Genomic DNA, 20,712 nt, shown 5'->3' on the forward strand with positions numbered 1-20,712 from the left:
GACAATGCTGAGTAGATGTCGTTTCATATCGGTTTCCCCTCGCTCGGACTCCATCACCGCTCGCGCGGTCGTGCGGTAGGGAGCCATCTTTTTCGCCAAATGCGACATCCGTTTTGCCAAAAGCTCTTCACTTAAGTCTGCTGCAGTCTCCAGTAGATGGGATAGGCATTTATTTGTAGTGGCCCTGTGACCGCTCCTGGCGCAAAGCTGACATTCTTAGGAAATGCGGATATACGGTGAGAGTCGGACAGTTGCGGCAACGACGCACCCGCACGTCATTCGGCTTGCGGCGTCTTTTCCTCGGTCACAGAATCTCTAGGCGGAAGAACGCGAGCGCAGCGTTCGCTCAGGCGCTCCCGGTTGTCGTGGAGACATTCCGAGACACGCCTAGTGTCCGGAATGGCATCGAAGCACAAGGTGACTGCGTCGCGGGTGCACGCACGTCTTTGCTCGGCGGTCCCTTGCGAAAATGCCACCGTCGCCACCGACAGTACAGATAGGGAGCATACGGCGAGTAGGCGCATCGTGTCTCCTCCAATCAACGTAGAGTCGAACCAGAAAGGCCAACGCGGTCGTCGAGCCACAGTCGCCGCTATGCCGATGCAAAGCGCGACGAAGACAGAGCCCGCTCCTCGTCTCGCACGTCTGCTATCTTGCTGGTGACGCCAGTGCTGTCCCATCGATGATCAGCGCTTGCGGCTCCAGAACGGTTCGATGCGCTGCGCATTGCGGATGAATATTGTCATCACCACAACACCCAGACACATCAGCACCGCCTGCAAGATGTATGTCGCGTTGTCGCTCAGCCCGAGCAGAATGCCAAATGCCCAGCCGCCGGCGAACGCTGCCCCGAAAACCTCGGCGCCGATGAGGATCGCCGCGGAGATGACGGTGAGAATACTCGGCCAGTGTATTGTATTTGGCTTGTTGTTGTCGGACTTCGTTGCTCCAATCGCCGACTGGCTATCCCTGTTCGCCTTAAAAACAAAGGGCCTTCGGCGCGTCATCTTCGTAGACCTGCCTGAAATGTGAGTTGCAGTCACGTCGGCCGCGTTGGCGTCTTACTGATGGCAAGCGCGGCTACGCCGACCATCCCTGCAGCGAGCGATCCGAGGAGGACTCCGACTTTGACTTCGTTCTGAAGGAGCTCGTCATCCGGGAACGCCAGTAATCCGATAAAGAGGCTCATCGTGAAACCGATGCCGCAGAGCAAAGAAACTCCATAGACCTGAGGCCAGCTCGCGCCCGCTGGGGGCCGCGCCAGCTTTAATGCGACCACACCCCAGCTTGCCAGGAACACACCGATCTGCTTGCCGAAGAACAAGCCCGCCGCAATGCCAAGCGTCACCGGCGCCATCAGCACCGATGCTGTCATGCCAGCGAAAGACACGCCTGCGTTTGCGAAACCGAAGATCGGAACCACAAGGTAAGCGACCCATGGTTGAAGGGCGTGTTCGAGAACGATGAGCGGCCGGTGATCTTTGCCGCCCTCTGTCTTGCGCGGCAGCGGGATCGCAAAGGCGAGCAGCACGCCGGCTAAGGTCGCGTGAACACCGGATTTGAGCGTAAAGAACCACAAGAAGACACCGGGGATCAGATAGAGCCAGAGCGACTGCTGCCCGATCAGTTGAAAGGCGAAAAGCATTACGACAACGGCGCCGGCAGCCATTAGCCAGCTCATCTGCAAGTTGTCCGTATAGACCAGCGCAATAATCGTAATCGCGCCCAAGTCATCGAGAATAGCAAGGGCTGTAAGGAATATCTTGAGCGAGACTGGGACACGTTTGCCCAGTATCGCAATCGCACCGAGCGCGAATGCAATGTCTGTCGCCGTGGGTATCGCCCATCCTCTCGCGGTAGGAGCAGAAATGCCGTTGATGAAAAGATAGACGAGTGCTGGAACAAGCATGCCGCCAAGCGCAGCGACACCCGGCAAGATCCGGTCTTCCCACTTCGCCAATTGCCCTTCCAAAAGCTCGCGCTTGATCTCCAGGCCCACGAGCAGAAAGAAAACTGCCATGAGCCCGTCGTTGATCCAGTGCAGAGTGGATAGCCCCGCGATCTTCACATGGAGAGCATCGAAATACAGAGGCGCCAGCCGCGAGTTGGCGACAAGCAAGGCGGCGCTGCGGCTAACATCAAAACGATGCCGCCAGCGGCCTCATTGGCAAGCAGAGCGCGGAGCGCCGAGGTCGGACCGGAACGGGGTAAAGTCATGCGGCTGGGTCGCATGCACCTGCTGTTCGGACAACCCTAATCGGTGTGGCTCATTGTCACTTTTGCAAGTTCAGCGAAAGCTGATCCCTGTGACAATCTGGACGAAGAGCAGCAAGAAACTGCCAACGCTGAGTATTCCGAAAAAAGCCTGCATGCCATCACCTCTGTAAGCAGTTACCTCCACGTTTATGGTTAATGCTCTGTAAATTTTTGGATGAGCGCGTCAGCATGACGCGATCGCCAAGCCGTAGGTATCGGCCACTTCTGTAAGCCAGCGTGTTAGAAAGCGCGCCCCGCATCGACGGCAAATTCAATGAGGGGCCGCCCAGAAAGGTAGCGCGTTCAATCCGCGTGAGGGCGAGGCTGTGGTTGTCGGCGGCTTATGTATCCGACTGAACAGGAATTTCGCCGAAATTTTCGCCAATCGGCAAGGGCGCCGTTCGGATTAAACGAGAATCTTCAACCGCAGCTTGGCGGTGCTTCACCGCTTCGCGGTATACCGGATCCCTAAGCATCTGAACGAAGGCATCGACGCTTGGGTATTCAGCAATGAAACAGTGGTCCCAGCGTTCATGCGCAGGTCCGATGAGCATCAGCTCGAATCGACCTTGCCAGATTATTCGCCCGCCGAGGCGTCGAAAGACGGGGCCACTTTCTTCGCCCTAACGCGCATAGGCTTCCGCACCCGTCGCTGTGCGTAAATCCGGATACTTGGCTTCAGGTAGCAGTCGCACCAAGTTCAGCATCTGTATCGCGCCAGGCCGATCATTCTTGCGAAAGAGCGAAAATGTCTCCTTAGTCGGATCAACGAAACCTTGAGCCATTTTTACCTCCAGTGATTTTATGCCTCAGAGAAACACAAACGATGCCTGCGAGAACGACTTTTGGATCCTCAGGACTGCATAGCCAAGGTGCAGCGAGTCCACTAGTCCCGCGTCTGGGTTTGCGTCATTTCGTAAAGACAATATGCGCAAAGCGGACATTCATGAGCTTGGCAGTTCGCTTTTCAGAACGTGACATTTGACATGACGAGTTCGCCTTGGCGCAATACGTGGCCTTTAGAAGTTCCAGCGATTGGCTTCGCATCACACCGGTTGTCAGATTAGATCTCGGGGTATTCAATGAGACTGAAACTGGATTGGATCGCCAAGGACGTTGCTAATCAGCTTTGGTTCACCGTCGCACTTTACTGCTTACTCGGCGTCGCAGCCGCCCTCAGTGCGCTTTTTCTCGATCGCCTCATTCCTGACGCCGTGTCGAGCCGCGTGGGCGCCGACGCCGTCGATCGCATTCTCGGCATTATCGCAGCCAGCATGCTCGCTGTCGCAACATTCTCCATCTCGACGATGGTTCAGGCCTTTGCCTCGGCGGCCACGGGAGCGACGCCCCGCGCAGCCCAACTGGTCGTCGAAGACAGGACGGCCCAGCGCGCCCTTGCTACCTTTATCGGCGCTTTTGTCTTTAGTCTGGTCGGATTGATCGCGCTGTCCACAGGCGCTTATGGCTCGAGCGGGCGATTGATCTTGTTCGCAGCCACTGTTGTCGTCGTTGTTCTGATCGTTGTGATGCTGCTGCGCTGGATCCATCGTTTGTCACGCCTCGGGCGCCTTGGCGAAACCATTGATCAGGTCGAGCGGGCGGTGAATAAGGCGATTGATGATCGTCGCCAAAACCCTTGTCTTGGCGGCAGGCGGGCGCCATCGCTGGAGCCGCTTGGAACGCCCGTCGTCTCTCGGAAGATTGGATATGTCCGGCGGATCGATATCGGCGGGCTCTCACGCATTGCAGAACGCGGCCAATTCGACATCTGCGTCACGGCGCTTCCAGGAACCTTTGCGACATTGGACCGCAGGCTTGCGGTCATGGTCGCGTGTCACGACGACGAGATCGCACGGGAGGTCGCCAATTGTTTCCAGATCGGCGACCAGCGATCATACGACCAGGACCCACGCTTCGGGTTGATCGTTCTGTCAGAGGTGGCGTCGCGGGCGCTGTCACCGGCAGTCAATGATCCTGGCACTGCTATCGACGTCATAGGGACGATGGTGCGTGTCCTTTCGAACTGGGCGGATGGAGCTGATTGTCCGCGCGATGAGATCAAGTATCCGAGGATATTTGTGCCAGCCGTGGCAGCGCGTGATTTACTTGACGACGCTGTCGCCCCGATTGCCAGGGATGGTGCCGGACTGGTGGAGGTGGGTATGCGTCTGCAGAAGGCGATGCAGGCATTAGCGAATCTTCGCAACGCAGAGATGGCCGAAGCCGCGACGGCACATGCGGAACTGGCTCTTGCTCGTGCCACACAAGCCCTTAGCTTTGCTCCTGACATCCAACGGTTGAGCAGCGCTTCGACTAGGGAGGCGTAATGGCACCATCGTCTCGAAGGCAGGAGATCAACGCTAGGCGCAAACCTTTCTTTGCCCAAGGTCTCAATTCGTTCCTCGTACGTCGTGATGAATTAGGGACATGCAACGCAATAGTTCGCGCATCAAAGCTTACTGTTGAAAGAAGGGCGGTTGCAGGAGTGCTGGAAGGAATTGAAAGCGGGATCTTGCCAACGATTGACCACCGAGGGTGACATGGCCGTCGGACGGAAATTCCGGCGGCCATGTCGATCGATAGGCTTACTTCGGATATTTGAACTCAGGCGCGTTCTTCAGGGTGTCCTTATTTGTATCCATGGTGGCGGTCCACTTCTCCGCCTTCGCATCGTACATCATCTTCACCGAATCCGGAGCCACGGCGACATAGCGCTCTCCTACCCCAAGGAAGCCGCCAACAGACAGGATCAAGGCGCTGATCTCCTTACCCTTAAAGGCGATGTCGCTGATTTCGCCAATCGTCTCTTTTTGATTGTACATGACGTTGAGCCCCTTGAGCTTCGACGTGAACACCTCATCCTTTGTGACCGTGGCAAACTTGGCGGCATTAGCTGCCGGGGCCGCTGGTGTCGTCGTCGCAGTCTGTGCGAGAGCGGGAGATGCGAGCAGGGCCAGCGATGCAGCGGTCATAAGCAGTTTATTCATAGTGTTCTCCATTTCGATCCAGAAGGTAGGATCGATGGCGTAGCAACCGACCGTCTGGGTTATCGTTCCTCGCGGCCTTGTCAGGATTTTCCGCAATTGATCCTCTCACCGATGTCGCTTATTACGGTCGAATGAATTGCACGGAAGCGTCATGCGAAAATTTCAGTGGGCGTGGACACCGGAGGAAAATGCCAAGCTGATCGAGCTTGCCGATAGCGGGGCGACACTGATGCGAGCCGCAGCTATCCTCAACAGACCGCAGATCTCGGTGCGGCGACAAGCAGCGGCGTTAGGCCGGTTTTTGCCGAGCGCGACGAACGCTCTTTCAGGTGCAGATGTCGTCAGAGCGATGCAGACGTTTGGCAAGGACGATTAGCGGCGCCTGGGAAGCGAGAGGCGCGCTGCGTATCAGCGAGATCAGCCTGTACCATCTCCCCGTAAGAAGCAGAGAGCAAGCCGTTGCAGGTGAACGTCAAGACGTTAATGACTAGAACGGCAATTGTCGTGATGTTGGGTTCGGTATTCATAGTGGAAGCCGACGCCGAGCCGGCGCGCTCACGGGGACCGGTCAAGCTACGCGCAGCACCGGACGCGAGCTTTGCAGTAATCGACGTCATTCCAAGAGGAGCACGTGTCGATACACGGTACTGCATCAGCAATCGCTGGTGCAGGGTCATATGGCGTGGGAGTATTGGCTGGGTGGAATACCGTCAACTTCGACTGCTCAGCAGGAAATCTTGAGTTGGCGCGCGGCAACGGTCGTGTTCGCCACAAGCGAACGCAGCCGTCAATGTGCAATGACCGTCGGCACCTCCACGCGGGATAATATCGAGCGCGTCACGCCGCCGAAAACCAGTTCCTTGAGCCGGTTGTGGCTGTAAGCGCCGATCGCAATCAGATCACATTGCAGGTCATGCGCAGTTTGTCGCAATACGGTAGCGATAGGTCGGCCGGCTGATTGTCTCTGCTCCACGCTGACATTGGCCCCATGACGACAGAGATACTGTGCGACGTCCGCCCCCGGTTGTTCACCATATAAGGCGTTTTCATGAGCATCAACAACCGTAACGGTGACAGACTTGGCTCTTTTGATAAGCGGCAACGTGTCTGTAATAGCTCTGCGTGCCTCTCGACTGGCGTTCCATGTGATCATGATGTTCTGTGCAACCGGCGCGGTCCGATGCCAGTCGTCTGGGACGATTAGGAAGGGCACGCCGGTCTTGACCAGCATTGCGTCGGGCGAAGACGCATGGGACAAGCCGTCGGGTCGGGAGTGGCCGACAATTACAAGATCGGCATGCAGTGCGTGAAGTCTCGCGATTTGATCTGCCTCCATCTCGCGAATAGCGCGAAACTCATGACTTAGGCCTGTTGGCCTGAGCAACTCATCGAAAGCGCGTTTCGACCTTTCGTGAGTGGCGGCTTCCTGCGCACTGTGGCGCTCAACCATCTCCTCAACGGCGGCAGTCCCTCGCGTGTAATCAATCGCCCCGCTGGTTCGCGTCCAGAGCGGCGGGGACACGGAAATGCCGATGAGGTGTGCTTGGTGTTGCTCTGCCATATTGAGCGCATAAGCCATCCGGGTATTCATTCCGGAGGTGGCGTCGAGAAACACGATGAGAGATTTGATCGACATAAGCGGTTCCTCAAACGCCACACGCCGATCTCTTGCCGAGCGGAAATCAGCGCTGGAAGGTCGGACTCTTTCCATATTTGCGCGAACGATGCCTCAACGCGCAACAACCGCTGCCACAAACTGCGAAGCGCCGCCCGCCAGCAACACGGCGATGATGGCTGGATATATCAGGGCAAGGCCGCTCCGCGTCATGAAGAATGGACTTTGCCCGTACCGATTCGGCAGGCCGCAATAGGCGAGCGCGGCGCCTGACATCATGAGCAGAAGTCCCAGCAACAGCGGATTGTGCATCTGTCCCTCGATCGGCGTCTTCAACGATCGAGACAAGTTGATGCATTAAGAGGCTGACCACCAGTCAGGCGGCGCGAGTGGATGTCAGGATTTTCCTGCCATCCACTCTGGCTCACGTGAATGCTGCCTATGGGCACGGATGACGATTGCCATCGTATCCCAAATAGGTGCCAGAGCCCGGATCGTACGACTTGTAGCGGTTCATGCAGTAAGCCTCGTCGTTGGCCGCTCGCGCGTTGCTATTTGCAATAGCTCCACCAATGATCGCTCCTGCAGCAAGGCCGCCGAGAGCCGGTCCCCATCCTGGGCCCCGATTATAATAACCGTGGCGCCATCCACGATGCCCATGATGCCATCCACGCCCCCTCCACCGGATATCGAGGACGTTGTCGTTCCGATCCGTGTGTGCAGCCTGTGCCAAAAGGGGCGCAGCTGACGCTGGCCCGGCACTTGCGAAGGCGCTTGAGACGGCCAGCAAAGTGGCTGCGAGTACCAAGGTTGATCTCATGCAGATATCTCCTGTATGTGTGCCGATTGACGCGACGACAAACCCCGGAGACATTAAGAGTTTCAGATAAAGCCGGTACGCTGGCGTACACTATGTGCCGTTGGCTATTCGCTCAGGTTGTCCAGCCATCTATGAGCAATCCCGTATCGGACGATTTCCGCTCGCGTGCGCAAGCCAAGTTTCTCCAGGGCGCGCGCCTTGTGAGTCTCTACGGTCTTGACGCTGATCTCCAGGCGGCCGCCTATCTCCTTGTTGCTGAGTCCTTGAGATATCAACTGAAGAACTTCGGTCTCGCGCTGGCTTAGCTCCGCCGCCGCAACCTTACCAAGACCGCCGCTGTCGCCGGGTAGATCCGGAATTGCTTTGCCTGCGATCGCAGGATCGAGATAGACGCCGCCACCGTCGATGGCACGGATGGCACGGATCAGCTCGTCTGCAGCAGAGCGCTTGAGGAGATATCCCTTAGCTCCGGCCTTGAGCAGCGGCTGGACATAGGCACGATCTTCGTGAACCGTAAGCGCGAGCAATTTTACGCTCGGCACTTTTTCCGCAACTTGCTTTGCCAATTCCAGCCCGTTGATCTCTGGCAACGATATATCGATAACCGCGATGTCGGGCTTGCGGTCGCTGATGAGCCGAAGCGCCTCGGTTCCTGTTGTCGCTTCCCCCACGACATCAATATCGCTGACATTATCCAGGAGCGCCTTGATCCCTGCCAAGACCACCGGGTGATCATCGGCCAAAGTGATTCGGATGATGCTCATGTCGGACCTGCTGCAGTGACAAGCGATATTGCGATGAAGATGGTCGTTCCCGCGTTTGGTTCGGATTCGATGGTCATGGTCCCCGAAATCAGGCTCAAACGTTCGCGCATTCCCGAAAGACCGAGCCGCACCGGCATAGGCTGACCTGCAGGCTCCGAGGGGACGGGATTGAACCCAATCCCGTCATCCTCGACGATGATCCGCAGCTCCGTCGCCCGCCTATCGATCAAGAGGCTGACATTCTTGGCCCTCGCATGCTTGAGGATATTCGTCAACGCTTCCTGGACCACCCGGTAGACGACAATCTCGATGTCGGAGGGCACTCTCGTGACCTCACCAGAGATCTGCAGATCGAGCACGATGTCGAAACGTGTGCTCCATTCCGCCGCAAGCGCACGCAAGGCATCATGCAAGCCGAGATCATCGAGCGCAGTTGGCCTCAGATCCGCTGCGACGCGATGTATGTCGCGGCCTATGTCGTTTGCCAATTTGCGCAACCATGCGATGCGGTCGTATCCGGGCTTGCGGTCACCTGTTTCGATCGACTGCTCAAGGTTCTTGAGGCCGAGAAGCAATCCTGTCACGCTCTGACCAATCTGGTCATGTAATTCACGCGCAATCCGGCGACGCTCGTTCTCCTCTGCCTGGGCCAGCCTGAAAAGCAGTTGCTGGCGTTCAGTTTCAGCTCTTTTCGCCGCATCAATATCAATGATGACGCCAAGGACAGTCCGCGTTGTGTCGATCTGCGACGGTCGCCCTGTAGCGCGACGCCATTGGAGTTCGCCGCCATCCGAGACTGTTCGAAATTGAACATCGACCAATCGGTCCGTGGAGCATTGGTCAAATGCACCGGCAACGATAGCTTGATCGTCGGGGGCAACACCTTTCAGAAAGGCTTCCCGACTATAGCGTTTGTCACCTCCAAGCGGGGGATCGTCAGAAAGATGGAGTAATTCTCTGCATCGCGTGGACGCAACCACGTCCCCACCTTGCGTGCTCCAATTGAATACGCCCATCGCGGCGGTGTCGATGGCCAGCCGTCGTCGCTCTTCGCTCAGACCGAGCTCTAGCGCCGCTTTGGCTTCCTGATCACGTCTCCTTTGAGCGATATCACGGCCCGTTAGCCAGGCAAGTATAACGGCAACACAGAGACTACCTGTTCCACCTGCAGCAAGCAGATATCCTGATCGCTTCACCGGCGCATTTAATGCGTCGGATGGGATTCCAAAATGAACCGACCAACCACCGGTGCCGGGCAACGTGCGATAGATCGTATCTACCTCGATCCCATCCAGCGATCGGCCTACATATGAGCCTTCCGGGGCGCGCTCGATTGCGGCTCGGACCGAAGGGCTCGCAGCGCTTCCGAGTTCAAAATGCCTGGCCAACGTGCGCGCGACGATATTGCCTTTGGCGTCCACGACTTCACCGACCCATCCCTTCGGTGCTCCCGCGCTGCGTAGTATCTGACTGACGGCGTCCGGCACGAGAGCAACGGTAAGAATATAATTGACCTTACCACCACGCTCCACAGGGGCCCGAAGCGCGATAAGTCGTTTTCCTGAAATGGGCCCCAATGGCCCGATCCCACCGATGGCAGCCTTTTTTGTTTCCATGACCTTGTCGAAATTGTCGCGATCGGCGGTCGCACCAAGTTCCGAGCCCATGGGTCTGAGAAGGTTTAGTACCTGGCGGCCGTCACGGTCCACAAGCTCGATGGTCTCCCACAACGGACGGGCGTCCTTGAGACGCTTGGCCTCACGGTAGAACATAGGAAGGTCCGGTTGGTCGAGTGAAGCGGATGCTGCGAGTGTGTCGGCGACCTCGATCTGAGTCACGAGTTCCGAAGAGACCCGCGTCACAACACGATCGAGCGTATCGAAGGCCGCGTTCAGCGACGCCGCGCGCTCCTCACGGGCGCTGAGAAATATCACCCAGCCCCCAAACACCAGCAATGGAATCGCCGCCGCCATGACGAGCAGAATTAATGAGTGGCGAGCAACGTGTGAGTGAGAGGCCATGATGTCCCTTTGATCGGCCCGCCGACGTTAACGATCTGCTTTGGATAAGCAATTCGCGTTGTGATGGGTGTCACCGCGCTCGGTTGTCAGGATTTCCCCGACCCTGAGGCGTGCTGCGCCTGACTGGCAGGTATCACTTCGGCGCTTAGGTTAGTGCTTCGAAGGCTGGAAACAATTTCTCCCTGGACGCGAAGGGATCGAATGCTCGCTTTGAACGATACAAGTCACGACCGGCCGAATATCGCTCGCGAGAGTGTCCCGGCTCTCTGTAACAACAAACTTGTCGCAGGTCTTCCGGTGGCCTGTCAGTCAGCCATCTTGCGTCACGCGGAACCGACACTGCTGGAGACGCGTCAGGTGCTTCAGGAGCGGAACGCTCAGCTGCAGAACGTCTATCTGATCGAGAGCGGCATGGCTTCGATGGTGGCCAAGGCGGACGAGGGGCGCCCGACAGTCGAGGTCCAGACCCTCGGTGTCCACGATTTTGTCGGCTTGCCGCTATTGCACGGAGCCGAAGTCTCTCCTCACCGATGCATTGTGCGGGCTTCCGGAATGGCGCTTCGCATCAATGCGAGATCATTCAGAGAGCTGCTTGCGATCCAGCCGGAATTTCAAAAGTGTCTCCTACACTATTCTCACGACATGGCCACACATGCTTTGCAACTCATCGCATGCAATACAACGCATAACCTGCGACAGCGTCTCGCCCGCTGGCTCCTCGTCGCGAGCTCCCGATTAGAAGCAGATCGAATCGACATCACTCATGACGGATTAAGCCGAGCAATTGCAGTCCGACGCGCAGGTGTCACCACTGAGATGGGTCGCTTGGAGCAGGTCGGTCTCATTCGGCGAAGTAGGGGCGCCATACTTATTGAAAATCGCAAGGAACTTGAAGCGACCGCTTGCGCTTGCCATCGGCTGTTGAGATCCGGAAGCTCACATTCACCTATCTCTACTCATGCGCAAAGTCGGTGTGAGGCAGTTCATCCCGTTGACATTTCGCAGACGAAGCGCAGGTCGTCTCTGTTGATCGAGCCTGCTTGGTTGCAATCATGAGCAATGCAAAGCGAAACACGGCCGCTAAGACCCTCGCTTCGATGACGATGGAAACGTCTCGCGAGGCCGGTAATGACAATCGCATCAACTTACATGATCTCCGAATGAGCAACAGGCAGGAGAGCAACCGCGACGCAGTCGTAGTGGTGCTCGCAATCCTAACACTGATCACATTGTTACCGTTCTTGCTGATTTAAGCGTAAAGCGATGAGGAGGAAATATGAAACGGACTGAAGGTACTTGGGATAGTGCCACCAAGATCAGAGCAACTATCGACGCAATGATCGAGGAGGCGGCACGTCGGACTGCAAGCGCTGCATTCGAGATGATTGAGCGATGCCGCCGAGTGGCGAGGCAGGCAGACGGCGGAACATTTTGCGTCAACAGGCGTCGTCAACCTTCTTCGCGCCGGGGACGAGCACCGATCAATCGTCAAAAAGCCATGCTCCGCTGATCCCGGCTCGCGCTTTTAGAACCTCCAAGCCTGTAGATCATCCATGAATCCTTTGCGGCTCGCTGTGATTGCGGTCCTTCTGCTCGTATCGCCATCGCCCTTTGGTTTGAATGGCAGAGTCTCTCCAGCCGCCGCCGCGCCGGGCGACTCCAAAGCCACACCTACAACCTCGGCGAAGGAAGCGGTCGCTCCAAAACGGGACGACGATCTGCCGACAGTTCCAGCGCCGGTGTTTCCGGATGCTCAAGGCAAGTTGAATTCCTGGAAGGAAACATTGGACACGGCGGCGCAGGCGCTCCGATTTCGCGTGATTTCCGAGACAACGCTCGATGACCTGCGCGATCGCGCTGGTCTCGTTCAAGCAGGTGTCCGCGAACTCATCGGTGAAATGACGCCAAAACTCGACGAAGTTACGCAACGCGCTGCGGAACTGGAACCGAATGCAGCGGATGCGGCATCGCAGTCCGATGACATCAAGCTGGAACGCGCCAAGTTCCTGGCGGAAAAAGTGGCGCGGCAAGGCATCGTTCAGCAAGCCAGATTGCTGAACGTGCGCGCGCAGCAAGTCGCTGACGCCGTCTCGGACCGACGCCGGGCAATTTTCACGGACTCAGTTACAGAACGCTCGCCCAGCGTTTTAAACCCTTCGTTCTGGATGGACCTTGCCGCGACCGTTCCCGACTCCGTATCGCGATTTCGCGAGCTCGTGTCGCGCTGGATCAATAGCCTTGCGTCGCAGCCGTTGCGTGCTTTCTCGGGCGTTGCGATCGCAGCTATCGTTGTCTTGGGATTCTTTCTTCCGCCCGGCCGTCGTTGGCAGTCGCGCTGGACGTCGCGCGACCCGCAAGTCGCCACTCCGCCGGAATTGCGCAAGGCAGGTAGTGCGGCGGCGATTGTTTTCGTTGGCACTGTGATCCCCGGAGTCGCGCTACTTGTCCTCTATCACGCCTTGATCGCGCTGGGCGTGCTGCCACTCGATGTTGCGGGAATCGTCCGCGCACTTTTTGTGGGAACAACATTTGCAGCCTTTTTCTCCAGCCTTGCGACCGCCGCGCTGGCACCGGGACGCCCATCATGGCGATTGATCGAAATCGAAGATGCGGTCGCCGAGCGTGTCGTGCCGTTGGCCGTCCTGCTCGGCTTTGCCGCGGCCGTTGGCGTGCTCATCGACGCGACCAATCGAGCGATCGCGGCACCGACCGCGTTGTTGACCTTTAGCCAGGCCAGTATCGCTTTGACCAAAGCCTTCCTGTTCATCGCGGTGTTGCGCGCATTTGGACCAGCCACGACCGATGAGGATGAAACGGCCGTTGCGGATGTTCGAGGTCGCTCGGCGTGGCGGCTACTCATTCCGCTCGGATGGCTGGCGGCCATGGCTACGGTCCTCGCCGCCATCAGCGGATATGTGGCCTTTGCGCGCTTCGTGACCGGGGAAATGACGATCATCTGCGCGGTGCTGATGAGCTTGATCTTGCTGAGCCAGCTGAGCGACGCGCTCGTCAGCGCAACCTTCGCCTTCCAGGGGCGGACAGGACGGTTTCTGCGGCAGACAGCCGGTCTCGGCAATGCGGCGGTTCGTCAGATCGCCACGCTGATCAGCGGAGTTCTGCAACTGGCCCTGATCGGCCTGGCCGCGTTCACGGTGCTGGCCACATGGGGCATCAACTCCGATGATGTTCTTGGCTCCGTCTCGTCGGCTTTCTTCGGCTTCTCGATCGGGCAATTCACCATCTCGCCTTCGGCCATTCTCGGTGCCATCGTCGTTCTTATTTTCGGCATGGCAGCCACCAGGGCGTTACAACGATGGCTTGATGGCCGTTTCCTTCCCGAAACAAATTTGGATCTTGGCGTCCGCAGCTCGATCCGTACCGGCGTCGGCTATCTTGGCATCATCCTGGCCGTGATTGTCGCCCTGTCATATGTCGGGCTCAACCTGCAGAACATCGCGATCGTCGCGGGCGCGCTGTCTGTCGGTGTCGGCTTCGGTCTGCAGTCCATCATCAACAACTTCGTCTCGGGATTGATCTTGTTGGTCGAGCGGCCGATCAAGGTCGGGGACCGGATCGAGGTTGGCGCCCGTATGGGGGTCGTCAAACGCATCAACGTCCGCGCTACCGAGATCGCAACCTACGACAATGTTTCGGTCATCGTGCCAAATGCTGATCTCATCAGCGGCCAGGTCGTCAACTGGATGCACGGTAGTTATACGGCGCGCCTGTCGGTCATGGTTGGCACCGCATATGACACGGACCCTGACCAGGTCATTGCCATCCTGCTCGATATCGTCGGCCAGCATGAGCGGGCTTTGAAGACGCCCGAGCCCTTCGCAATTCTCGGCAATTTCGGCGCGGATGCGCTGGAATTCACTGTGTTTTTCCATGTCGGTAACATCAGCACCGACGCTGGGGTGGCCAATGATGTTCGATTGGAAATCCTGAGGCGCTTCAAACGCGAAGGCATCGAGATCCCCTTCGCACAACGCGATCTTCGACTGCGCGACCTCGATCGGATCGAGGCGATCTTTCGTCGGGCGGGACAACCTGACTCCAAAAGCGAGGGTACAAGTGGATAGAGTTGTCGGTTATCACCACGTTCTGCAGCCGCGCTATCGGTTTGAGGTACGACATCATGGCGGCGGCTGGAAAATCCTGGACAATGAGAACGGTGCTTTCGTGCCGGTCAGTCCAGGGCACAGCGATGCCGTACTGCGAGGAGAGGCTCAATTGATCTGCGACTGGCTGAATCAGGCCTGGCAGCACTTTTGCTCGCAGCCATGCGCGAATTGGCAACCAGTAGATCCAACTGCGTCGAGGCGATGTTAGATCTACGCTTGGTGCGGTGTATCAGCGCATGTACGCCAAACCTCGCAGCAACCAGTGATCCTCCTGGAGGGGAAGAAGTTGTCTCATCGGTCACTATGTTGACTTCGCCGTAGATCGCGTGATCTCATTTGGAAAAATAATCCATCACTGCTCGATGATGAATATAGGAGGAGCCTCGATGCCCGATCATGGCAAGACCATCAACCGACGCAATCTTGTGGGGGGATCGCTGGCAGCGGCATCGGCATTAGCAATGCCTGCGATCGTAAGTTCAGCCAACGCTCAGGAGAAAGTTTCCTGGAAAGTACAGGCCCATTGGCCCAAGGCGTCGGGGTCTTACAACGACAGTCTCGGCGTGTTGCAGAAGGAGCTCGAGCAGCGAACCGGTGGCCGCTTCAAGCTTGAATTGTTTGGTGCCGGCGAGATCGCCAAAGATCGCGAGATCTACAATATCGTGCGCCGCGGCGTCGTGCCGATGGGGACGATCTCGCCCGGCTATGTGCTCGGCGAGGCGCAGGCGATGGGCCTGTATTACGGCGTCCCGGGTGCGCTGCGCGAGAGCTGGGAAATGATGCATGTCACCAAAAATCTCGGCATCGAGAAGATGGTGAATGGCGAGCTGCAGCCGAAAGGTGTGATGATGCTCGGTGACAAGGCTTATCCGACAGAGATCGTGTTGAAGAAAAAGATCACCTCAGTCGCGGATCTCGGCTCGTTAAAAGTTCGCTCTGCGGGGACGATGCTTGAATATCTTGCCGCAGCAGGCATGGCGCCGCAGCAAGTCGCCGGGCCCGAGATCTATCAGGCGATGTCGACGGGTGTGGTCGATGGTGCCCATTGGGGCGCTGCGGTCGGTGCGTTATCGATGAAGTTCTGGGAAGTCGCGCCATTTCACATGAAGCCTGCACTCGGCTTCACGAACGATGTCTATGTCTTCAATCTCGCGGCGCTGAACAAGCTTCCCGCCGATCTTCGGCTCATCCTGACGTCACTCGTGGAGGAGCGCTATTACCGGCGGACGATCGAATACCTTCAGCAGGAAGCCGTGGCTTTGAGCACGGGGCGGGCAAAGATGAATGTCGAGGTCGTCCGTTTTCCGGATGACGTTCTGAAGAAGCTTTCCGAAGCCTCGAAGGTCATCATGCAAAAAGAGATCGACAAAGGGCCTATCGCGGCGGCAGGCGCCGAGGCGATGAACAAGCTGAGAGGCGACCTGGGCTACGTCTGACAACGGACCTGTCGATGATATCACCGCTAGTATGCATGGCTGCGCGCAGGGGGAGGCGGGTTCGATCCGCATCCCCGCCGCCGCTCAAGAGGTTCGGATGACGAGATGCTGAAACTGGCCAGAGCTGTGACATCGCTGAATGCGGTGATCGGACGGGTTGCCTCATGGCTGATCGTGCCGATGTTCGTCCTTCTGCTCGCCGACGTCGTCATGCGCTATGTGGTCGGTCGAGCCGCGATCTGGACGGCGGAATTCGCCCAGCTCATTTTCGGCGTCTATGCCGTCATCGCGGGCGGCTATTTGTTGGTCGAACGCGCGCATGTCAATGTCGACATCATCTATGGCCGCTTTAATCGCGTGAAGAAGGCCATCGTCGATCTCGCAACGTCGTTCCTGTTCTACATCTTCATGGGCGTGCTGATCTATCAGGGGATCGATATGGCCTGGGAATCGGCGGCGCAGGGCGAGACGTCGTCGAGTATCTGGGATCCGTATATCTGGCCCGTCAAGATGGTCATTCCGGTGGCCGGCATTCTTCTGCTTTTGCAGGGCGTCGTGCGAACGGTGTCGGACATCCGCACCGTAAATGGGGCAGAGAACGATCCGGCCACATTCGGCAAGCAGGCCTCCGACGAACCCACTCATTGAACGAACGGACCCATCGTGTCAGTCGAGCTTCTCACACTGCTGTTCTTCGGCTCTCTGCTATTCTTCCTTTTTGTCGGAACTCCGCTCGTCTTCACCCTGGGCGGCATCTCCTGCATCTTCCTGTATTTCACGATGGGGCCGGTGGGCTTCTATATCGTCGCCTCCAAGTTCTGGGACTCGATGATGAGCTTCACGCTCATCGCCATCCCGATGTATGTGTTCATGGCAATGCTGCTGGAGAAGTCCGGTGTCGCTAATAACCTCTACCGGATGATGCATGTCTGGTTTGGCGGATTTCGCGGCGGCCTCGCCATCGGAACTGTCGCAATTTGCGCGGTATTCGCTGCGATGAGCGGCATTAGCGGAGCTGCGGTGGTTACTATGGGCACGATCGCGTTACCGCGGATGCTGGAGCGCGGCTACGATAAACGTCTGGCAGTGGGGGCGATCAATTGCGGTGGCGGCTGGGGAATTCTCATTCCGCCGTCAATTCTAATGGTGCTCTATGCGATGTTGACCGAGGTCTCGGTCGGACGACTTTTCGCATCGGGCATCGGGCCCGGAATTCTTCTGTTCGCGCTTGTGTCGATCTATATTGGCGTTCGTGCTTGGCTCCAGCCTTCGCTTGCGCCGGCGTTGCCGATGGAGGAGCGCGGCGACTGGCGCTTGAAGCTAGAGTCGCTGAAGGCGGTGTTTTTGCCGTTGTTCATCGTGGTCCTTGTGCTTGGTGCGATCTTCGGCGGTTTTGCGACTCCGACCGAAGCGGCTGCGCTCGGTGTTTTCGGCGCCCTGATGGCATCCGCCGTCCACCGCAAATTGACGATAGCGGTGCTTAGTGAAGCTGCGATCCAGACATTGCGGCTCACCGCATTGGTGATGTGGATCCTATTCGCGGCGCATGCGTTCTCGACAGCATATACGACACTCGGGGCCAATGAGCTCATGAATCAGCTGATGACCCTCGTGCCCGGCGGAAAGTGGGGCTCACTGGCGTTCATGCTAGTCGTGTTGCTGATCCTCGGAATGGTGTTGGACCCGGTCGGCATCATGTTGATCACGTTGCCGGTGTTCCTGCCCGTGATCCAATCCTATGGTTTTGACGCAATCTGGTTTGGCGTGATCTTCATCATCATGATGGAGATTGGATACATGACACCGCCTTTCGGCTTCAATCTATTCTATTTGAAGAGTGTTGCGCCTCCCGAGGTGACAATGAGCGACATTTATTGGTCGGTAATTCCCTATGTGCTCGTGACGATGCTCGGAGTTCTCATCATTATCTTGTATCCAGATATCGCACTGTACCTACCGAACTTGTTTTTTGGTCCAGCGAAGTAGGATGTACCCACACCGGCCATTCTCAGCTGGGGCGTCGATTGTACGCCTGCCCGTAAACCCTCGATTACGTACCGGCACCGTCATCGCCCAAAGCGAACGCCAGGCAGGCCTCGCGACGCCGCGGCGGCGATGTTCAATCCGCCGCCTGCTATAAAAGTGCCAGTCGGCCCGGTTCGGTGACCTCGACCTCGCCGTCGCGGTCTTCGACCCATTTAAGCTCACGCAACCGCTGAATCTTGGTCAGTCACGCGAAGGAATCGGTGTCGGCGGGCAATGATGTCTCTCAAGGCCCATCGCAGATCGATTTCGTCAATGATCTCGTCCATGGCGCGCTCTGACGCGGTGTCAGTTCAGGGTCCAGATCCTGAAGTTCAACGCCGCTGCGAACGATATCCATAAGAGATAGGGCACCAGTAACGTGTCCGGAATCCAGTCGACCTCGAGCGCCATGATGACGGTGAACGTCAGCGTGACGGCCAGTAGCGAAATGATGACCAGCCCGCCAGTGATGTCGTGCCGACCGAAAAACACGGGCGACCAGATCGTATTGAGGACGAACTGAGCTGCGAAGCCGATCAATGCAGCCGTCCGGGTAGGAGACGGCTCGGCCTGCCAGAGCAGCCAAGCAGCGACGGCCATGAGCAAGTAGAGAATGGGCCAGACGATCGGAAAGGAGGCCCGCGGTGGCGTCCAGGACGGCTTCGCTAGGCTCGCGTACCAAGTCGGGATTTCGGGCGTCGTCACTCTCGCACCGAGCGCCGCTGCGCCGAAGCACAGGCCAAGCGTAACAGCCAGGGCCAAGAGCGAATTCGTACTGAAGGACATCGGAGAACCGCAGGTTTTCAGAGACGCCGACGATACGTCGGCGTTGCATAGCCGAGACCCGGCGACCGGGGAATGCTGGAGGGAGTGCGCCGGGGTTGCCCGCGGAGGATAGGGTCCCGTCGGACGCTCCATCAAACCATCGAGTTGAACGAACGACTAGTGGCAAGGACTTTCAGCACGGCGGAATGCTCTTACGCGGTCACCTCGCGGACCCAGAACGCTGGTACCACCTTCAAAAAGATATTGAACCACGACGATTCACGATCCCGGATCGGGGCCGCCTCCCGACGAGAGGACTGGAGGCTCGGGCGGACATCGACGGATCGCGGCAACGGACCGCAACCCATTGCGTTTCAGTGGTCATCTGTTGCCCTGCTCGTCGAGGGGCACCTCATCCCAGGGACGGTAGTAAAGCTTGCTGCACTCGTCCCGCAGCACGCCGCCCTGGATCGTGAGATCGTCGCGATACGCCTTGGTCACGAACTCCAACGTGTCGATGTGCCTGGCTTCGAAATACATCCGGTGGACGTCCTCGCGCCCCGCGCCGTAGACGATACGCCCGACCTTCGACCAGATCGACGCCATGGTGCACATGCCGCACGGTTGCAGCGTGGTGTAGAGCGTCGCGCCGCGGAGCTCGCCGTTGTCGAACTCGCGCCCTGCCTGCCGGATGGCCTCGATCTCCGCATGAGCGACCGCGTCGTGGTGCTCGGCAACATGATTACGTTCAGCGGAGATCACTTTGCCGTCCATGACGATGACGCAGCCGATCGGCGAGAGCGAGGGATCCGCACCGTTCTCGGTCGCGATCCGCAGCGCTTCCCGCATGAATTTCATGTCGCAGTCCATGGTCACGTTCGTCGCTCCTCTGGCACGGGAGTTCTGAACCCATGAACGCGTCTCTGGTTCGATCGACGGCCCCGGGAAGCACATCCTGCCCGGCAGCAGCCCGCCGGGGAACTAGGGTGAGGTGCAACGATTGTGACAGGCGATATGCAACGGAGCTCCGACATGCCGACCGATCATCCCAAGCCGCCTTTCCCGTCCCAGAAGCAGTCCACCCCGGGCTCTACGGCTGCCATGCAGCCACGGCCGGATCACGGCGAGACGAGCTACAAGGGGGCCGGACGGCTGAAGGGGATGAGGGCCGTCATCACGGGCGGAGACAGCGGCATCGGGCGCGCGGTCGCGATCGCCTATGCCCGGGAAGGCGCGGATCTCGTCATCGCTTATCTGAGCGAGAATGCCGACGCCGACGAGGTGAAGGAACTTGTCGAGGCCGAAGGCCGCAAGGCGGTGCTGGTTCCAGGCGACATCACGGACCCGGTGCATTGCAGGAAGATCATCAAGACCGCCGTCGACGAACTTGGAGGCATCGACATCCTGGTCAATAACGCCGCGCACCAGGCCACCTTTAAGGACATCGGCGACATCAGCGACGAGGAGTGGGACCTGACGTTCCGGACCAACATCCACGCGATGTTCTATCTGACCAAGGCGGCAGTTCCGCATATGAAGCCGGGGCGGGGTGCAATCGTCAACACGGCTTCCGTCAACTCCGACATGCCCAACCCGATCCTCCTGGCCTACGCCACCACGAAAGGTGCGATACAGAATTTCACCGGCGGCCTGGCACAGCTGCTCGCCGAGAAGGGCATCCGCGCCAACGCGGTGGCGCCGGGGCCGATCTGGACGCCTCTCATCCCTTCTACGATGCCGGATGAGGCGGTGAAGTCGTTCGGCAGCCAGACGCCGATGAAGCGCCCGGGCCAGCCGGCTGAACTCGCGACGGCCTATGTGATGCTGGCAGACCCGTTGTCGAGCTACGTTTCGGGGACAACTATCGCCGTCACCGGCGGCAAACCCTTCATCTGAGCC

The 20,712-nt window shown here is 58.1% G+C and carries 19 protein-coding genes and 1 pseudogene; 9 read left to right on the forward strand and 11 right to left on the reverse strand.

Going from position 1 to position 20,712, the window contains the following annotated elements; all coding sequences use genetic code 11:
• Positions 1-686: 686 nt before the first annotated feature.
• From AC1RQ5_RS27800 to AC1RQ5_RS27810, 3 genes and pseudogenes are all read right to left on the reverse strand, one after another.
• A complete protein-coding gene (locus tag AC1RQ5_RS27800) occupies positions 687-1,007 on the reverse strand; it encodes a hypothetical protein (RefSeq protein ID WP_493203805.1) in 321 nt (106 codons plus the stop codon).
• Between the two features lie 32 nt (positions 1,008-1,039).
• Entirely contained in the window at positions 1,040-2,119 is a 1,080-nt protein-coding gene (gene nhaA / locus AC1RQ5_RS27805; protein ID WP_493203807.1) for a Na+/H+ antiporter NhaA, read from the reverse strand.
• 478 nt (positions 2,120-2,597) lie between these two features.
• A pseudogene (locus tag AC1RQ5_RS27810) lies at positions 2,598-3,041 on the reverse strand (DUF1330 domain-containing protein).
• A 297-nt stretch (positions 3,042-3,338) separates the two neighbouring features.
• Here AC1RQ5_RS27810 and AC1RQ5_RS27815 point away from each other — a divergent pair.
• Complete coding sequence (locus AC1RQ5_RS27815; protein ID WP_493203809.1) at positions 3,339-4,583, forward strand: DUF2254 domain-containing protein; 1,245 nt, start codon at positions 3,339-3,341, stop codon at positions 4,581-4,583.
• Positions 4,584-4,841: 258 nt separating this feature from the next.
• On the opposite strand, the gene AC1RQ5_RS27820 is transcribed toward AC1RQ5_RS27815, so the two are convergent.
• A complete protein-coding gene (locus AC1RQ5_RS27820) occupies positions 4,842-5,243 on the reverse strand; it encodes a PRC-barrel domain-containing protein (RefSeq protein WP_493203810.1) in 402 nt (133 codons plus the stop codon).
• A 151-nt stretch (positions 5,244-5,394) separates the two neighbouring features.
• Between AC1RQ5_RS27820 and AC1RQ5_RS27825 the strand changes: the two genes are divergently transcribed.
• Together AC1RQ5_RS27825 and AC1RQ5_RS27830 are read left to right on the forward strand one after the other, a co-directional pair.
• A complete protein-coding gene (locus AC1RQ5_RS27825; protein WP_493203811.1) occupies positions 5,395-5,619 on the forward strand; it encodes a hypothetical protein in 225 nt (74 codons plus the stop codon).
• Positions 5,620-5,750: 131 nt separating this feature from the next.
• Positions 5,751-5,984: an SH3 domain-containing protein gene (locus AC1RQ5_RS27830; protein ID WP_493204516.1), complete on the forward strand. Its 234-nt coding sequence runs from the start codon at positions 5,751-5,753 to the stop codon at positions 5,982-5,984.
• 46 nt (positions 5,985-6,030) lie between these two features.
• On the opposite strand, the gene AC1RQ5_RS27835 is transcribed toward AC1RQ5_RS27830, so the two are convergent.
• The 5 genes from AC1RQ5_RS27835 to AC1RQ5_RS27855 all read right to left on the reverse strand — a co-directional run bounded on the left by AC1RQ5_RS27835 (position 6,031) and on the right by AC1RQ5_RS27855 (position 10,463).
• Positions 6,031-6,879: a universal stress protein gene (locus tag AC1RQ5_RS27835; RefSeq protein ID WP_493203813.1), complete on the reverse strand. Its 849-nt coding sequence runs from the start codon at positions 6,877-6,879 to the stop codon at positions 6,031-6,033.
• 93 nt (positions 6,880-6,972) lie between these two features.
• Positions 6,973-7,170, reverse strand: coding sequence for a hypothetical protein (locus tag AC1RQ5_RS27840; RefSeq protein ID WP_493203814.1), 198 nt, complete (start codon positions 7,168-7,170; stop codon positions 6,973-6,975).
• A gap of 127 nt (positions 7,171-7,297) precedes the next feature.
• Positions 7,298-7,732, reverse strand: coding sequence for a BA14K family protein (locus AC1RQ5_RS27845; RefSeq protein WP_493203816.1), 435 nt, complete (start codon positions 7,730-7,732; stop codon positions 7,298-7,300).
• Between the two features lie 50 nt (positions 7,733-7,782).
• Positions 7,783-8,442, reverse strand: coding sequence for a response regulator transcription factor (locus AC1RQ5_RS27850; protein WP_493203818.1), 660 nt, complete (start codon positions 8,440-8,442; stop codon positions 7,783-7,785).
• The gene (locus AC1RQ5_RS27855) at positions 8,439-10,463 is read right to left on the reverse strand and encodes a sensor histidine kinase (protein ID WP_493203820.1); all 2,025 of its coding nucleotides are present in this window, start codon (positions 10,461-10,463) and stop codon (positions 8,439-8,441) included. The genes AC1RQ5_RS27850 and AC1RQ5_RS27855 overlap by 4 nt, the downstream gene beginning before the upstream one ends.
• Before the next feature lie 201 nt (positions 10,464-10,664).
• On the opposite strand from AC1RQ5_RS27855, the gene AC1RQ5_RS27860 reads away from it, so the two are divergent.
• The 5 genes from AC1RQ5_RS27860 to AC1RQ5_RS27880 all read left to right on the forward strand — a co-directional run bounded on the left by AC1RQ5_RS27860 (position 10,665) and on the right by AC1RQ5_RS27880 (position 18,009).
• Entirely contained in the window at positions 10,665-11,519 is an 855-nt protein-coding gene (locus tag AC1RQ5_RS27860; RefSeq protein WP_493203822.1) for a Crp/Fnr family transcriptional regulator, read from the forward strand.
• Between the two features lie 497 nt (positions 11,520-12,016).
• The gene (locus AC1RQ5_RS27865; protein ID WP_493203823.1) at positions 12,017-14,545 is read left to right on the forward strand and encodes a DUF3772 domain-containing protein; all 2,529 of its coding nucleotides are present in this window, start codon (positions 12,017-12,019) and stop codon (positions 14,543-14,545) included.
• 428 nt (positions 14,546-14,973) lie between these two features.
• Complete coding sequence (gene dctP / locus AC1RQ5_RS27870) at positions 14,974-16,023, forward strand: TRAP transporter substrate-binding protein DctP (RefSeq protein ID WP_493203825.1); 1,050 nt, start codon at positions 14,974-14,976, stop codon at positions 16,021-16,023.
• A 105-nt stretch (positions 16,024-16,128) separates the two neighbouring features.
• Positions 16,129-16,671, forward strand: coding sequence for a TRAP transporter small permease subunit (locus tag AC1RQ5_RS27875; RefSeq protein ID WP_493203826.1), 543 nt, complete (start codon positions 16,129-16,131; stop codon positions 16,669-16,671).
• 15 nt (positions 16,672-16,686) lie between these two features.
• Positions 16,687-18,009, forward strand: coding sequence for a TRAP transporter large permease (locus tag AC1RQ5_RS27880; protein ID WP_493203828.1), 1,323 nt, complete (start codon positions 16,687-16,689; stop codon positions 18,007-18,009).
• Between the two features lie 345 nt (positions 18,010-18,354).
• Here the strand turns inward: AC1RQ5_RS27880 and AC1RQ5_RS27885 are convergent, their stop codons facing one another.
• Positions 18,355-18,810: a TspO/MBR family protein gene (locus tag AC1RQ5_RS27885; protein ID WP_493203830.1), complete on the reverse strand. Its 456-nt coding sequence runs from the start codon at positions 18,808-18,810 to the stop codon at positions 18,355-18,357.
• Between the two features lie 384 nt (positions 18,811-19,194).
• On the reverse strand, positions 19,195-19,683 hold the full coding sequence (locus AC1RQ5_RS27890) for a nucleoside deaminase (protein ID WP_493204518.1): 489 nt from the start codon (positions 19,681-19,683) through the stop codon (positions 19,195-19,197).
• Positions 19,684-19,845: 162 nt separating this feature from the next.
• Between AC1RQ5_RS27890 and AC1RQ5_RS27895 the strand changes: the two genes are divergently transcribed.
• Positions 19,846-20,709 carry an SDR family oxidoreductase gene (locus AC1RQ5_RS27895; RefSeq protein ID WP_493203831.1) on the forward strand — a complete coding sequence of 288 codons (864 nt, stop codon included), beginning with the start codon at positions 19,846-19,848 and terminating at the stop codon, positions 20,707-20,709.
• The last annotated feature ends 3 nt before the right edge of the window (positions 20,710-20,712 follow it).

The organism is Tardiphaga sp. GW821-FHT12E02 (genome assembly GCF_058807155.1).

Bases quoted from the DNA above. Each gene is read 5' to 3' on its own strand.
- AC1RQ5_RS27830 (WP_493204516.1), top strand. From the start codon at position 5,751: ATGTTGGGTTCGGTATTCATAGTGGAAGCCGACGCCGAGCCGGCGCGC.
- AC1RQ5_RS27815 (WP_493203809.1), top strand. From the start codon at position 3,339: ATGAGACTGAAACTGGATTGGATCGCCAAGGACGTTGCTAATCAGCTT.
- AC1RQ5_RS27875 (WP_493203826.1), top strand. From the start codon at position 16,129: ATGCTGAAACTGGCCAGAGCTGTGACATCGCTGAATGCGGTGATCGGA.
- AC1RQ5_RS27835 (WP_493203813.1), bottom strand. From the start codon at position 6,879: ATGTCGATCAAATCTCTCATCGTGTTTCTCGACGCCACCTCCGGAATG.
- AC1RQ5_RS27855 (WP_493203820.1), bottom strand. From the start codon at position 10,463: ATGGCCTCTCACTCACACGTTGCTCGCCACTCATTAATTCTGCTCGTC.
- AC1RQ5_RS27860 (WP_493203822.1), top strand. From the start codon at position 10,665: ATGCTCGCTTTGAACGATACAAGTCACGACCGGCCGAATATCGCTCGC.
- AC1RQ5_RS27850 (WP_493203818.1), bottom strand. From the start codon at position 8,442: ATGAGCATCATCCGAATCACTTTGGCCGATGATCACCCGGTGGTCTTG.
- AC1RQ5_RS27895 (WP_493203831.1), top strand. From the start codon at position 19,846: ATGCCGACCGATCATCCCAAGCCGCCTTTCCCGTCCCAGAAGCAGTCC.
- AC1RQ5_RS27890 (WP_493204518.1), bottom strand. From the start codon at position 19,683: ATGGACTGCGACATGAAATTCATGCGGGAAGCGCTGCGGATCGCGACC.
- AC1RQ5_RS27800 (WP_493203805.1), bottom strand. From the start codon at position 1,007: ATGACGCGCCGAAGGCCCTTTGTTTTTAAGGCGAACAGGGATAGCCAG.
- AC1RQ5_RS27820 (WP_493203810.1), bottom strand. From the start codon at position 5,243: ATGAATAAACTGCTTATGACCGCTGCATCGCTGGCCCTGCTCGCATCT.
- AC1RQ5_RS27840 (WP_493203814.1), bottom strand. From the start codon at position 7,170: ATGCACAATCCGCTGTTGCTGGGACTTCTGCTCATGATGTCAGGCGCC.
- AC1RQ5_RS27825 (WP_493203811.1), top strand. From the start codon at position 5,395: ATGCGAAAATTTCAGTGGGCGTGGACACCGGAGGAAAATGCCAAGCTG.
- AC1RQ5_RS27845 (WP_493203816.1), bottom strand. From the start codon at position 7,732: ATGTCTCCGGGGTTTGTCGTCGCGTCAATCGGCACACATACAGGAGAT.
- AC1RQ5_RS27865 (WP_493203823.1), top strand. From the start codon at position 12,017: ATGAATCCTTTGCGGCTCGCTGTGATTGCGGTCCTTCTGCTCGTATCG.
- dctP (WP_493203825.1), top strand. From the start codon at position 14,974: ATGCCCGATCATGGCAAGACCATCAACCGACGCAATCTTGTGGGGGGA.